The sequence below is a fragment of the Anaerorhabdus furcosa genome (assembly GCF_900167375.1).
GTDB classification, from domain to species: domain Bacteria; phylum Bacillota_I; class Bacilli_A; order Erysipelotrichales; family Erysipelotrichaceae; genus Anaerorhabdus; species Anaerorhabdus furcosa.
Genome location: NZ_FUWY01000001.1, coordinates 121,815 through 134,999, shown reverse-complemented (window position 1 = coordinate 134,999; position 13,185 = coordinate 121,815). Strand labels below are relative to the sequence as shown.

Here is a 13,185-nt window from a genome sequence, read left to right as displayed (position 1 = left end):
TGAGGTAAGCATATGACAACTCGTAAAGTAATAAGTATTGTTGAAGACGAGAGAGATTTAAATGAGTTAGTTAAACGATATCTAGAAAAAGAAGGATATGAAGTACGCTCATATTTAACTTTTGACGATGCCTTTGAACATACTAGTGATGATGATGTACATTGTTGGGTATTGGATATAATGTTAGATGATAAAAGTGGTTTTGATTTAATTGAGGAGATACGTTTGCATGCACCAGAGGTACCTGTCATTTTCATGTCTGCACGTGATAAAGAATTTGATCGAATCATAGGACTTGAAAAAGGTAGTGATGATTATATTACAAAACCATTCTCACCAAAGGAATTGGTATTGCGCGTAAATAATTTAATAAAGAGGACCTATAAAAATGATAATTCACGTATTCAAATTGATGGATATGAAATTGATGAATCACAACGCTCTGTTTATGAAAATGGTGTGGAATTAGAATTAACAACTAAAGAATTTGATTTACTTATGTTGTTTGTAAAGAATAAAGGAACAGCATTTCTTCGTGAACAAATTCTTGAAAAAGTATGGGATATCAATTATTTTGGATCAGACCGTGTTGTAGATGATACATTAAGACGTTTAAGAAAGAAGATGCCTAATTTAAGTATTCATACAATTTATGGATTTGGCTATCGTTTAGGTTAATGAAAAGACTAAGAATTTGGATAAAAGAATTATCATTGTCACAACAGCTATTAACAATTATTTTCTTTGTAATAGCGGTTTTTGGTTTGTTTTTCTTTGTGTTTCTTGCGGATTCAGTTGATACATTCGTACAAAATGAAATGTATAAAATGTTACATCGATCACAGGAAAGTGTTGTCTTTTATGCAAACAACAACATTCCGTTGGATACAATTGGAGAAACCAATGAAAGTAATATTATCCACATTTATTACAACTCAGTGAAAAGCAGATTTGAAATATTAGGTCAACAAAATGTGACAAGTGAAGTAATCGATAATATTTCTTCTAATATTCCTTTGGTTAAAGAAGGCTATAAAGATTTTATCTTTGAATACAATAATAAAAAAACAATGTATTCAATTTTGAAACTCAATGAAAATAATTATTTGATTTCACTAGTTACAGATGCTTACCGCACAGAATTTAGAGCAGCTTTAGTAAATAGTGTAATCAATTTGAATGTACTTGTCGTGGGGATTCTATTTGTTATTTTGATGTTATGGGTAGCCTCACTCATCTATCCGTTAAACCAAATAAGAATTTATATGGAAAGAATACGAAGAAATGAAAAAGCAGAATTAAGAATTGATCGACGTGATGAAATTGGTGAGGTAGCAGATGCTTTAACCATGATGGAAGCTGAATTGGATAACCAAAAGAAAATTCGAGAAGAAATGATTCAAAACATTTCTCATGATTTAAAAACACCAATCGCAACCATTAAATCTTATGGGGAAAGCATTAAAGATGGTATTTACCCATATGAAACTTTGGAAAAGAGTGTTGATGTTATCATCGAGCATGCGAATCGTTTAGAAAAGAAAGTATATAGCTTAATCATGTACAACAAGATGGGTTATTTACTTGATAATGATGAAGATTCAAACGTTGATATGAAGAGTATTATTGAAAAAGTAATTATGTCACTCAAAGTTATACGTCCAGAGATAAATATTGATGCAGACCTTCATGAGGCAACATTTCATGGTGAAGAAGAACCTTGGCGTATTGTTGTTGAGAATCTATTGGATAATGCATTACGTTATGCAAAAACAGAAATTAAGTTAACACTAAGTGAGAATGAATTAATGATTTCAAATGATGGAGATCAAATGTCAAAAGATCGTTTGGAAAAATTATTTAGACCATATGAAAAAGGAACGGATGGAAAATTCGGTTTAGGCTTATCGATTGTCTATCGTGTGTGCAGTACGTATAACTATTTAGTAGAAGCGGAAAACTTGACGAATGGTGTATGCTTTAGAATTTCAAGACCACAGTCAAAGAAAGAAAAAAAGAAGCAAGTAAAGGATGAAAAAAAGGAAGATTAATTTCTTCCTTTTTGTTTATTTCTTAGGATCTTTTAATACTTCCCCAAGACTTGCTAGTGTTCCAGCGATATTTTGTAACTCAGATGGAACAATAATTTTTGTTGATTGACCATTTGCTAATTGTTGTAAAGCTTCATACCCTTTTAAAGTTAAGAAACCTTTGCTTGGTCCTGCATTGTTAATCATTTCAATACCTTTCGATTGTGCTAAGAAGACTCTTTCCATTGCTTGAGCTTCACCTTCTGCTTCAGCAATCATGGATTCCTTTTTAGCATTAGCACGAAGAATCATAGATTCCTTTTCACCTTCAGCAGTAAGAATTGCAGCTCTTTTTTCACCTTCTGCACGAAGAATTGATTCACGACGTTCACGTTCAGCACGCATTTGTTTTTCCATTGAATCTTGGATATCGCGTGGTGGAATAATGTTCTTCACTTCTACACGAGCAACTTTAACTCCCCAAGGATCAGTTGCTTCATCTAAGATAGCGCGCATTTTTGTGTTGATAATATCACGAGAAGTAAGTGTTTCATCCAGCTCCAAATCACCAATAATATTACGTAATGTCGTTGCTGTTAAATTTTCAATGGCATTTAGTGGACGCTCAACCCCATATGTATATAACTTTGGATCTGTTATTTGGAAATAAACAACTGTATCAATTTGCATTGTTACATTATCTTTTGTAATAACAGGTTGAGGCTCGAAATCTTTTACAATTTCTTTTAAAGTTACTTTATTTGATATGCGATCAAAGAAAGGTACTAAAATATGAACGCCAGTGTGCCAAGTTTTGTGATAAGCTCCTAGACGTTCTACTACGTAGGCTCTTGCTTGTGGTACGATGCGTACGCAGTATGCAATAATAGCTGCAAATACTGCGAGTACAATTAAGAATGCTAAAATTTGAATTATATTCATCTTATTTTCTCCTTATATAATGAACTATATTTTCTTTACAATTAATTTTGAACCTTCAATGGCAAGTACTTCAATGACATGATCTTTTTCAATCGTTTTTCCATCAACGGATACGGCATGCCATTCTGCACCTTGAATTTTAACTAGACCCCAATGTTCGTCGGTAATAGATTCAAGCAATTTTGCTTGTTGTCCAACTACACGATCTGCATTAGTAGGAACAATATTCCCTCTTAGGTATTTTTTTGCGATTGGCCTACAGGTTAGTATAAACAAAACCGATACGACAAAGAAGATAATCATTTGTCCTATAAGTGGCACTCCACATTCTAATGCAATAAGTGCACCTAATGCTCCAACAGCAAACCAAATTGTGATTAATTGGGATACAGTGATTATTTCAAGGATAATTGAACCAATCAGTATAGATATCCATAACCAAAATTCCATATTCTCTCTCCTAGCTTGATTCTTTCAAATCAATGATAAGCATACGCTCTTTCTCATCGAATGTTGCATTGTACTTTATTCCATTGCATTCTTTATGAAGTAAAGCTGCAATCTCATCGAGAATGAGCTTATTGCTAATTCGTGCATATCCTTTACCAATTGATACTTTATGTAGTTGATCAAGTGGTACAAGGTTTAAATCGATTTCTCTTTTAGCGATGGGTTTAATCGCCACTTTAAGTGCTTTCTTATCTAATCCAATGCAACACCATCGTACATCATTGAAATAAGTTGCAGCTGTATTATTAAGAGTGAAATTGTTTGGATACAATGTTACCACTGTAGAATAAGCATTTCCAGGAATCCATTCAAACATAGTCAGTCACCTCTCTATATTTATAGTATATACCTCTCTTACATAATTTACAATTCTTATTTTACTTATTACGCATATTTAGGTTATTCTTTAAAAAGTATGCGTTTTAAAGTACAATAATATGGAAACGAGGAAAAGCGATGTCAAAGTTAGATGTTATGGGTGTGTATTGTAATTATACAATACAAGGATCAGGTAAAGATGTAATTCTATTACATGGCTGGGGACAAAACACTCAAATGATGCAATTTATCCAAGATCATTTATCGAAAGACTTTCGAGTTTTTAATCTTGATTTTCCTGGTTTTGGTGAATCAAGCGAACCTACATCTGCTTGGGGTGTTTTAGAGTATACTGAATTCTTACATCAGTTTTGTATATTAAATAAGATAGAGAATCCAATTTTAATTGGTCATTCATTTGGTTGTCGGGTTTCAATTCGTTATGCTGCTTTATACCCAGTAAGAAAAATGGTACTTACAGGAGCTGCTGGTTTACTGCCAAAACGCGGATTAGAGTATCAACTTCGTACCAAGGTATATAAATTAGGGAAGAAAGCGGTTCAATTGACTGGTTCTAAAACGTTAGAAGAATCATTAAAAAATCACTTTGGTTCAACAGATTATAAGAACACCAGTGGTGTTATGCGTGAAAGTTTTGTAAAGATTGTCAATGAGGATTTAGCGCCTTATTTGGATAAATTTGATTGTCCTGTTCTCTTGGTGTGGGGAGACCAAGATGATGCAACGCCATTATGGATGGGAAAAGTGATGGAAGAAAAGATGAAAAATGCCGGTCTTGCTATTTTTGAAGGAGATGATCATTATGCTTATTTCCATCAAAGTAGAAGATTTTGCTTAGTTTTAGATGCTTTTTTTGAAAAGGATAAGGGGTAAAAATTGAATGATTGAGAATTATTATTTAATACTTGGATTAATGCTGGTGGTCTATCTCATATTTTCTTGGGTACCAATGAAACACGCATTGCATATGTTTCAACAAAACCGTTACGAAAATGGACGATATATTGCATGGCTTAAAAAGACAATAAAATCATTTTCTGGGAAATCTTTTTTGCCAGTAGTACTACTAATTTTAATTGTATTGTCTTCATTTGTGATTGATCGTGGAATTCATCAAGTTGTTACGGTAGCCATTGTTTCTATTTGGGGATGCTATTCTATATTTAACGAATTAAAAGTAGAATACATTAAACCACTTGTTTATACAGACCGCGTAAAAAGACAAATTGTAGTTATGACATGTTTAAATATTATAATCTATATTATAATTTTTAACTTCACAACATATTGGGATACGTTGGGATTACTTTATTCTTATTTGGGAGTTTGGTTGATGATATTGGTTATGAATTGGATTACACAACCCATTGAGAATGCTGTAAAGAAAAAATATTTAAATGATGCAAAATCAATATTAGAGAATCAAACCAATCTCATTAAAATAGGAATTACTGGAAGTTATGGGAAAACATCAAGCAAAACAATTCTCCAAGAAATTTTATCGGAAAAGTTTTACTCATTGATGACACCTGCTTCATTTAATACACCTATGGGAATTACACGTACTATTCGCGAATATTTAAAACCTATTCATGAGGTATTCATTTGTGAAATGGGTGCTGACCATGTGGGGGATATTCAAGAACTATGCGACTTTGTTCATCCTAAAATTGGCTTAGTTACATCAATTGGTCCTCAACATTTAAACACATTTGGATCGTTAGAAAATATCATCAAAGAGAAAATGAAATTAATTGAAAACTTACCTGCAGATGGCTGTGGCATTATTAATATGGACAATGAATACATTCGCAATTATTCAATAAAAAATAACTGTCGTTTAGTAAGCTATGCAATTCATGATGAAAATGTGGATTACTATGCAACAAATATCACCTACACACCAAAAGGAAGCACCTTTGATGTGGTTACAAAAGAGGGTACTTATACTTTTGAAACAAAATTATTGGGTGAGCACAACATTGCAAATATTTGTGCTGCAATTGCGATAAGTAGAGAATTAAATGTTGAGTGGAAAGAGCTTCAATCAGCAGTTAAAAAAGTAAAATATGTTGAACATCGTTTGGAATTAAAGAAAATCAACGGTTATACCTTTGTTGACAATGCCTTTAATTCAAATCCTGTTGGTTCTGCAATGTCACTTGAAGTCATGAAAATGATGCCAAATAAACGATTTGTGATTACACCAGGTATGATTGATTTAGGTGAAAAGCAAGATGAACTCAATAAAGAGTTTGGAAAGAAAATGAAAGATAGAGTCGATGTTGTTATTTTGGTCGGTGTACAGCAAACAAAACCTATTGTACTAGGACTTGAAGAAAGTGGATTCGATTCAAATCACATCCATATTTGTAAAACTGTAAGAGAAGCATTCCAACTAGTTTATACTCTTGCAACACCAGAAGATACAATATTACTCGAAAATGATTTGCCAGATGCATTTAACAATTAAAGAAGGTGCTGTACGATTTGTACAACACCTTTTCTATTCTTCGATTTTCTGCTCATCTTCAGGATATACAGAATCCGTGGTAACAAGCAATTTTTGTTTCTTTAATCGGTAGTTTACAAGTTCACTTAGAAGATTATAAGTTACTGCAGTAAATGGTACTGCAATTAACATACCAAATAATCCCCAAATAGATCCAAGTACAATGATGGATAGAAGTACCCAAATACCAGGTAATCCAACTGAGTTACCTACAACTCTTGGATAAATTACATTGCCTTCAAATGTTTGTACGGCTTGGAATACAATGATAAACCAAACAATATCAATTAAAGGTCGTACTGCAAGAATAAGTAAACATCCAAATGCCATACCAAACATGGCACCAAACATTGGGACGATACTTGTAATCGCGATAACACAACTAATTAACATTGCGAATGGGAAGTTTAATAGATTCAATACAATGAAGTAAATTGTACCGAGAATACAAGCTTCTACAAGTTGTCCAGAGATGAAACTATTGAAGATGCGATTTGATTTTGCTCCAACTTCAAAGATTTTTAAGGACCATTTATAACCAAAGATAGATACGATAATTTTTCTAGATTGGCGAATGAATTTCTCTTTACTAGAGAGTAGATATAAGCTAAGCATAAATCCTGTAAACCAATTTGCAAGTTCAGTAGTGAATGCAAGTGCATTGTTGATTATACTTGTTCCTGTACCAATAGCCCAGTCACCCATATTTTTAACAATTGTTTCCCAATTCCAACCCATTTGTGTAATAAATTGATTAATTGAGTTTGAATCAAGGTTTATATTAAGTTGTTCTAGGTTGAAAAATTCCAATACTTTATTAAAGTTATTTAAAATTGACATGATGTAGTTGGTACCATTTTGAAGAAGTAGTTGTAAACTTGAACCAATTTGTGGCGCTACAATACTGAATAAGATATAGAGAACTGCAGCAGCGAAAATAAGTGTAAGAGTAACAGAAATACCTCGAATTTTATTGTGAAACCAACTTTTTTCCTTAATCCATTTTTTTAAATATTTCTCAAAGATACGCAAAGGTATATTAAGTACAAAGGCAATACCAATTGCATAAAGTAAAGGCATAAACAACTGTACTAATCGCTTGAGAAAACTTAGAAAATTAGGTATCGCAATAATTGCGAAAATTAATAATACTGTATACGTAGCTAAATAAAGATAAGGCTTTATTTTTTTCATTTCATCTTTGTTGATATTCATGGAAGGTCTCCTTTATTAAAGTGTACACGATAGTACGCTAAATTACAATTTTGAATAATAATCATTGAGTTTGACTGTTATTGTAGTCAATAATTTTGTATAATGATATACGTAATCGAATTGGAGTGAATATATGAAAATAAAAGTAGCAGTCTTTTTTGGCGGAGAATCAGTAGAACATGAAGTAAGTATTATTTCTGCTAAACAAGCAATGGAAGCTTTGGATCAAGACAAGTATGAAATAATACCTATTTATATTTCAAAATCACGTGATTTCTATTGTGGTGAAGAGTTAAGAGATTTATCTCAATACAAAGATATGAAAGCACTACTTACAAAAGTACCACAAGTAACTTTAGTAAAAAGAGATCAAAAAGTATTTATTGAGCCTGTAAAGAAAGGTTTATTTACAAAACCAATTAATACTATTGATATCGCTATTCCAGTAGTTCATGGTACCAATGGAGAAGATGGTACACTTCAAGGGTATTTAGAAATGCTAAAGCTACCCTATGCAGGATGTGATGTTATTTCAGCTGCGGTAGGGCAAGATAAAGTAGTAATGAAACATATTCTAGAGAATTCAAATATTCCAATGACACCATGGTTTTGGTTATATGCGCATGAATTTGAAACTAGAAAAGAAGAATATATTAAAAAGGCAAGTGATTTAGGTTATCCACTTGTATTAAAACCAGCATGTCTTGGTTCTTCTGTAGGCATTGTGATAGCTCATAATGAAGAAGAATTCGTAGCTGGAATTGATGAAACTGGAAGTTTTGATTTTAAAGTAGTTGTAGAAAAAATGGTGCCAAACTTAAGAGAAATCAATGCTTCTGTATTAGGTTCATGTTTCAGTGCTCAAGTTGGTGAATTAGAAGAAGTTGCGAAAAATGATGAAATCTTATCTTACAAGGATAAATACCAAGGTGGATCAAAGAGTACAAAAGATACTTCTGGTTCTAAAGGAATGGCAAGTACTTCAAGAATCGTGCCAGCTGCAGTAAGTGAAGATGAAACAGTGAAAATAAAAGAATTGGCTTTAGAAGTGTTTAAAGTGCTAGGTTCAAGTGGAGTTTGTAGAATTGATTTTATGATGAATGGAGAAACACATGACATCATGGTGAATGAAATCAATACAATTCCTGGTTCATTGGCATTCTATTTATGGAGTCCAGTTGGTATTGATTTTACAAAATTGATGGATGAACTAGTAAAAATTGCATTAGATCGTCATAGAAGAAAAGAAAAGATGACTTTCTCTTATGATACAAACTTATTAGAGAATTATTCAGAATCAGGTAGCAAAGGTTCTAAAGGTGCAAAGCGCTAGAACCTTGATATAATTAGAAAAATGGAGGAAAAATTATGTCAACACCACATAACGCCGCTGAGAAAGGGCAAATCGCAAAAACAGTATTAATGCCAGGAGATCCTCTTCGTGCAAAATTTATCGCAGAAACATTCTTAGAAAATCCTGTACAATTCAACACTGTACGTAATATGTTCGGTTATACTGGAACATATAAAGGAAAAGAAATTTCTGTAATGGGTTCAGGAATGGGTATGCCAAGTATTGGTATTTATTCTTATGAACTTTATACTCAATATGGAGTTGAAAATATCATCCGTATTGGATCAGCAGGAGGATATACAGCAGATTTAAAAGTATTTGATGTTGTCTTAGCAAATAGTGCATACAGTGAATCAAGTTATGCACGTGTACAAAGCGGATATACAGAAGATAAAACTTATCCATCTGAAGTATTAAATGGGAAAATTAAACTCGCTTCAAATCAAGTAGGTATTCCTGTTATAGAATCTTGTATTCATTCATCAGATGTATTCTATCGTGAAGGTGGATTGGATTATGTTAAAGTCTTAGTTGATGAAAAGAAATGTACTTGTGTAGAAATGGAAAGTTTTGCATTATTTCACAATGCTAAAGTATTAAATAAACATGCGGCATGTTTAGTAACAATTTCAGATAGCTTTGTAACAAGTGAAGTTACAACTGCAGAGGAGCGTCAAAATTCATTTACAAATATGATGAAAATCGCTCTTGAAGCAGCAATTATGTAATTGAAATTTCTCTTATAAAAAATTAAAAAAATAAGAAAAAAGTACTTGCCTTCAAAAATGCTTTATGGTACTATGATATAGCACTGTTAAGTATTACATGAAGAAGTACTCAAGAGGCTGAAGAGGTGCCCCTGCTAAGGGTATAGGTCGGGAAACTGGCGCGAGGGTTCAAATCCCTCCTTCTTCGCCATAATATGGTCCGGTGGTGTAGCGGTTAACATGCCTCCCTGTCACGGAGGAGATCGCGGGTTCGATTCCCGTCCGGACCGCCATTTATAAGTGCCGCGATAAATATCGCGTCAAAAAAACCCTTTGTAAAAAGGGTTTTTTGTTGTTTTGTCAAAGATATTCGATTGTAGAAACTATAAATATCATTAAGTAAATACAATTCTAGAATTTGTTAAGTATGTAAAATAAGTAGGATTGCTAGGTATTGCATCACAATAGTATAGCAAAGGTTTGGTCATAAATATTAGGATGCCATTGTAATGGGTATTCAAAATAAGAATCTAATAATATTAATATAATTAGTGGTCATAATATTGCGACCAATATGGTTGGTTTATTACAAATGTTAATTATATAATATATATAATAAGGAATAGTGAATTATTTCAATTACTTAACCGGCTATTAATAAATTAGGAGCGTAAAAGATGAAAAAATATTTAATTGCTATATTAATTATGATATTAGTTGGATGTAGTGCTAAAGTAGATTATTTGAACATTGATGATGATACTTTAAGAGATACGATAGTAAATAATTTTAAGAAAGAATTCAATGATAAGTTCACAGTTGATGAATTTAGTTGTCGTGTAGTTGAGGAAAAGAAATATGGCAATGTAAAATCATGCAGTTATGTATTATTGAGTGATAAATATCCGGATTATCCAATATCAGGCACTAAGTTGTCTACGAATCTAAAAGTGGAAGAATTAGAGAAAAGGGAATATAGTCAAATTCAATATACAATAAAAATGAACAATATTTATCAAGATAAGATAGAAGGAATTCTAAACACGGGTATACTACTTTTCGTAGACGAAAAAGATAACTTAGCTAATGATGGTAAATGCGATAGTTTCTGGAATACTGACTGTAAGATATTTACATTTTTTATTGCAATTCAGGTGAATGATTATGAAGAAGCAGATAAGTATATAGAGAAACTTAAAGAGTTAAATGAACAAGTGAAGTATCAAAGTAATAATTTCAAGACCAATGATATCTGGGTATATTTTGTAAATGATTTCAGTCAAATTGAGTATATTAAACATTTAGCGTCGGGTCCAGGAATCAACGGAGGAAAAGTATACTTTGGACATACAGATCTATCTAATGATGGCTTTGATGTGCTAAGAGAAATAAAAAGTGCTGACTTAATTGATTAGGGAACATTTTAATTAAATTAATTAATATTTGCTCACATAATATTTGTTCTTTGAATAATCAAGATATTTTTTGAACAACAACAAAACTAAGTGAGTAAGTGATTATATTAAAAAACACCACATCCCCTAATTATTTAAGTTAAATGGTGCACATCAAAATAAACTCTGTTATGTTCAAACATATTATAAACCAATCATATAGTAACAACGCATATATTAGTAAATGAAATAGATAAAACAATATATTAAAAAATAATAAATTATTTTTCGTATAAAACATTCATCAATGATTGAAGATCCTCTGAACTTATTCTTGAAAATTTCGTTATATCATCGCATTCAAACAAATAGTATGCTATGAATTGTTGAATTGAGTAGATTGAGTCAGATAAATTCGAAGTTTTTATATCCGAGCAATTACTTCCTGAAGTTGTTAACGGATTTAAATTAATAAGACATCCTTGAAAGTCTATTGTATTATTTTTGATTGAATATTTGTATCCGTCAGTAGCATTTGACCCAAATGGTCCAATTAATTCTAATGTTTCAATATTAAATGTATGTTCAATTTCTCCTGATTCACCTTTTCTCTTGTATACAATATTATCAGCTGTATAAAATCCGTTTTCTATCAATACTTCAATAGAATTTCCTCTCAGTTTGCATGTTTCTAAAAAGGGTTTTTCACTTACCATTGGAGTAGGTTCAATGGTTGAAACAGTATCTTTTTTTTCTACATTAATTTCTTTTGAACTACACCCTACTACTATAAATACAGTCATAAACAGTATAATTTTTTTCATAATTTAGTCTTATTTCTCCCATACACAATATACTGGAATTATAATATTAATGCAAATGATATATTCTAACAAAATAAATTATTCGATTATATTCCTTTGCACACCTTCTCGTGAATTGTTAAGCTTGCTTTCAATATTATAATTCGCATTCTATAAATGAATTTCTTCCAATCTAAGTTAATATTTATCTACAATGTTTTATTAATTCTCATACGATTTAATAAGTTCTATTAATTTTCTTTGAAAGTTGAGATTTTCACCTGAAAGTGATTTTCTATCTTCAAATAATAATAGTTAAATTTGTATATGAGTGTTTATTGTCGATTATATTTCCAATGGATTCTTAACTCAAATAACTTATATTTCTTGTCTAGTTATTTTTACTTGCTTACATATTGTCATAATGACAGTTTCTATACTCAAACTTTTATGTTAATCTTAGGTATCTTAATACTTCTTTGCTTTACATTATTATTTTTTGATCAAATAAAACTAATTATAGATGAATTGATTAAAGAAGGAAGTATTAATATTGTGTTCATGATATGGAATCGTCTTGAAAATAGAGGTGAATATGGCAATTTGGACATTGAGGTAACACTTACTATCATTTTTGTGAAAGGAGAAGAAAAAGATGAATTTTAAAACAAAACTAAACTTGATGAGTGATGCGAAGAACGAGGGTAGCAACAGAAAGGTTATTATATTTAGTATGGATAGTATTACTTTAACCCCAATAAATAACGGAGTGAATCCATATACAACAACACTTGCAACAAAGATGAATATGTTTGCTAAAAAGAACAAACTTAACATTTTTACAGATGTTAGTCGGTTTTCTAAAATCGATTCTATTGGATTGGATGCAGACATTATATTGTTAACTCCAGAGCTTAGTGAATTAAAAAATGAAGTCAAAGATAAATTTCCTGACAAAATTATTGAAGTGATTGAAAAAGCTGACTATGGCTTATTAAATGTAAACAATATTTTTAAAATCATTACAAATTTAAACTATCCTGGATCAAAATAGGATATCATAAGACTTCTACATTTTTAGGAAATCTAAATTGATTATTATTTGTAAATTTATAAGAAGTCATAAACTTGACAATGGATTAATCAAAGATGATGAGTTCGAAGGCGGTACACACACCATTAAGTGCATTAAACCTGTGTCTAATTGATACAGGTTTTTTTATGCTTTCTAGAATTAATTTCTCTACTGTAGTTGAATAAGCGAAATAAAATGAGTGAGCATCTAGCGATGGAAAATATTCTATGTACTCTGAAATTAATAGCGAAATAGATTGGTATTTAATTTAACTGAAAAGAACATAATAAATTTCAAAATAAAA

13 protein-coding genes and 2 tRNA genes are annotated in these 13,185 nt (G+C 31.3%); 10 read left to right on the top strand and 5 right to left on the bottom strand.

The window, feature by feature from the left end:
- Positions 1-12: 12 nt before the first annotated feature.
- Both B5D14_RS00665 and B5D14_RS00660 read left to right on the top strand, forming a co-directional pair.
- Positions 13-678, top strand: a complete 666-nt coding sequence (locus B5D14_RS00665; RefSeq protein ID WP_078710661.1) for a response regulator transcription factor — start codon at positions 13-15, stop codon at positions 676-678.
- Positions 678-2,051, top strand: a complete 1,374-nt coding sequence (locus tag B5D14_RS00660; protein ID WP_078710660.1) for a HAMP domain-containing sensor histidine kinase — start codon at positions 678-680, stop codon at positions 2,049-2,051. Before B5D14_RS00665 ends, B5D14_RS00660 begins: the two co-directional genes overlap by 1 nt.
- Before the next feature lie 15 nt (positions 2,052-2,066).
- Here the strand turns inward: B5D14_RS00660 and B5D14_RS00655 are convergent, their stop codons facing one another.
- From B5D14_RS00655 to B5D14_RS00645, 3 genes are read right to left on the bottom strand one after another with little or no spacing between them, the layout of a single operon-like run.
- A complete protein-coding gene (locus B5D14_RS00655) occupies positions 2,067-2,972 on the bottom strand; it encodes an SPFH domain-containing protein (protein WP_078710659.1) in 906 nt (301 codons plus the stop codon).
- Positions 2,973-2,996: 24 nt separating this feature from the next.
- Positions 2,997-3,422 (bottom strand): NfeD family protein, encoded by a 426-nt coding sequence (locus B5D14_RS00650; RefSeq protein WP_078710658.1) that lies wholly within the window; start codon positions 3,420-3,422, stop codon positions 2,997-2,999.
- 10 nt (positions 3,423-3,432) lie between these two features.
- Positions 3,433-3,798 carry a hypothetical protein gene (locus B5D14_RS00645; protein ID WP_078710657.1) on the bottom strand — a complete coding sequence of 122 codons (366 nt, stop codon included), beginning with the start codon at positions 3,796-3,798 and terminating at the stop codon, positions 3,433-3,435.
- Between the two features lie 140 nt (positions 3,799-3,938).
- On the opposite strand from B5D14_RS00645, the gene B5D14_RS00640 reads away from it, so the two are divergent.
- The gene (locus tag B5D14_RS00640; RefSeq protein ID WP_078710656.1) at positions 3,939-4,694 is read left to right on the top strand and encodes an alpha/beta fold hydrolase; all 756 of its coding nucleotides are present in this window, start codon (positions 3,939-3,941) and stop codon (positions 4,692-4,694) included.
- A gap of 7 nt (positions 4,695-4,701) precedes the next feature.
- A complete protein-coding gene (locus B5D14_RS00635) occupies positions 4,702-6,294 on the top strand; it encodes a Mur ligase family protein (protein ID WP_078710655.1) in 1,593 nt (530 codons plus the stop codon).
- A 33-nt stretch (positions 6,295-6,327) separates the two neighbouring features.
- Here B5D14_RS00635 and B5D14_RS00630 read toward each other — a convergent pair whose 3' ends face one another.
- Positions 6,328-7,548 carry an AI-2E family transporter gene (locus tag B5D14_RS00630; RefSeq protein WP_078710654.1) on the bottom strand — a complete coding sequence of 407 codons (1,221 nt, stop codon included), beginning with the start codon at positions 7,546-7,548 and terminating at the stop codon, positions 6,328-6,330.
- Between the two features lie 133 nt (positions 7,549-7,681).
- On the opposite strand from B5D14_RS00630, the gene B5D14_RS00625 reads away from it, so the two are divergent.
- The 5 genes from B5D14_RS00625 (at position 7,682) to B5D14_RS00605 (ending at position 11,024) form a co-directional block, all read left to right on the top strand.
- Complete coding sequence (locus B5D14_RS00625; RefSeq protein WP_078710653.1) at positions 7,682-8,881, top strand: D-alanine--D-alanine ligase family protein; 1,200 nt, start codon at positions 7,682-7,684, stop codon at positions 8,879-8,881.
- 35 nt (positions 8,882-8,916) lie between these two features.
- Positions 8,917-9,630: a purine-nucleoside phosphorylase gene (gene deoD / locus B5D14_RS00620; protein WP_078710652.1), complete on the top strand. Its 714-nt coding sequence runs from the start codon at positions 8,917-8,919 to the stop codon at positions 9,628-9,630.
- A gap of 99 nt (positions 9,631-9,729) precedes the next feature.
- Positions 9,730-9,820: transfer RNA gene (locus B5D14_RS00615), tRNA-Ser, on the top strand.
- A 6-nt stretch (positions 9,821-9,826) separates the two neighbouring features.
- Positions 9,827-9,902: transfer RNA gene (locus B5D14_RS00610), tRNA-Asp, on the top strand.
- Between the two features lie 384 nt (positions 9,903-10,286).
- Complete coding sequence (locus B5D14_RS00605) at positions 10,287-11,024, top strand: hypothetical protein (RefSeq protein WP_078710651.1); 738 nt, start codon at positions 10,287-10,289, stop codon at positions 11,022-11,024.
- A gap of 260 nt (positions 11,025-11,284) precedes the next feature.
- Here B5D14_RS00605 and B5D14_RS00600 read toward each other — a convergent pair whose 3' ends face one another.
- Complete coding sequence (locus B5D14_RS00600; protein ID WP_078710650.1) at positions 11,285-11,827, bottom strand: hypothetical protein; 543 nt, start codon at positions 11,825-11,827, stop codon at positions 11,285-11,287.
- Positions 11,828-12,461: 634 nt separating this feature from the next.
- Here B5D14_RS00600 and B5D14_RS00590 point away from each other — a divergent pair.
- Positions 12,462-12,860, top strand: a complete 399-nt coding sequence (locus B5D14_RS00590) for a hypothetical protein (protein ID WP_078710648.1) — start codon at positions 12,462-12,464, stop codon at positions 12,858-12,860.
- Positions 12,861-13,185 lie beyond the last annotated feature (325 nt).

What these genes read in the sequence shown, in the direction of transcription:
- B5D14_RS00650 (WP_078710658.1), bottom strand. Translation starts at nt 3,422, where the DNA reads ATGGAATTTTGGTTATGGATATCTATACTGATTGGTTCAATTATCCTT.
- B5D14_RS00660 (WP_078710660.1), top strand. Translation starts at nt 678, where the DNA reads ATGAAAAGACTAAGAATTTGGATAAAAGAATTATCATTGTCACAACAG.
- B5D14_RS00665 (WP_078710661.1), top strand. Translation starts at nt 13, where the DNA reads ATGACAACTCGTAAAGTAATAAGTATTGTTGAAGACGAGAGAGATTTA.
- B5D14_RS00630 (WP_078710654.1), bottom strand. Translation starts at nt 7,548, where the DNA reads ATGAATATCAACAAAGATGAAATGAAAAAAATAAAGCCTTATCTTTAT.
- B5D14_RS00600 (WP_078710650.1), bottom strand. Translation starts at nt 11,827, where the DNA reads ATGAAAAAAATTATACTGTTTATGACTGTATTTATAGTAGTAGGGTGT.
- B5D14_RS00655 (WP_078710659.1), bottom strand. Translation starts at nt 2,972, where the DNA reads ATGAATATAATTCAAATTTTAGCATTCTTAATTGTACTCGCAGTATTT.
- B5D14_RS00640 (WP_078710656.1), top strand. Translation starts at nt 3,939, where the DNA reads ATGTCAAAGTTAGATGTTATGGGTGTGTATTGTAATTATACAATACAA.
- deoD (WP_078710652.1), top strand. Translation starts at nt 8,917, where the DNA reads ATGTCAACACCACATAACGCCGCTGAGAAAGGGCAAATCGCAAAAACA.
- B5D14_RS00635 (WP_078710655.1), top strand. Translation starts at nt 4,702, where the DNA reads ATGATTGAGAATTATTATTTAATACTTGGATTAATGCTGGTGGTCTAT.
- B5D14_RS00590 (WP_078710648.1), top strand. Translation starts at nt 12,462, where the DNA reads ATGAATTTTAAAACAAAACTAAACTTGATGAGTGATGCGAAGAACGAG.
- B5D14_RS00645 (WP_078710657.1), bottom strand. Translation starts at nt 3,798, where the DNA reads ATGTTTGAATGGATTCCTGGAAATGCTTATTCTACAGTGGTAACATTG.
- B5D14_RS00605 (WP_078710651.1), top strand. Translation starts at nt 10,287, where the DNA reads ATGAAAAAATATTTAATTGCTATATTAATTATGATATTAGTTGGATGT.
- B5D14_RS00625 (WP_078710653.1), top strand. Translation starts at nt 7,682, where the DNA reads ATGAAAATAAAAGTAGCAGTCTTTTTTGGCGGAGAATCAGTAGAACAT.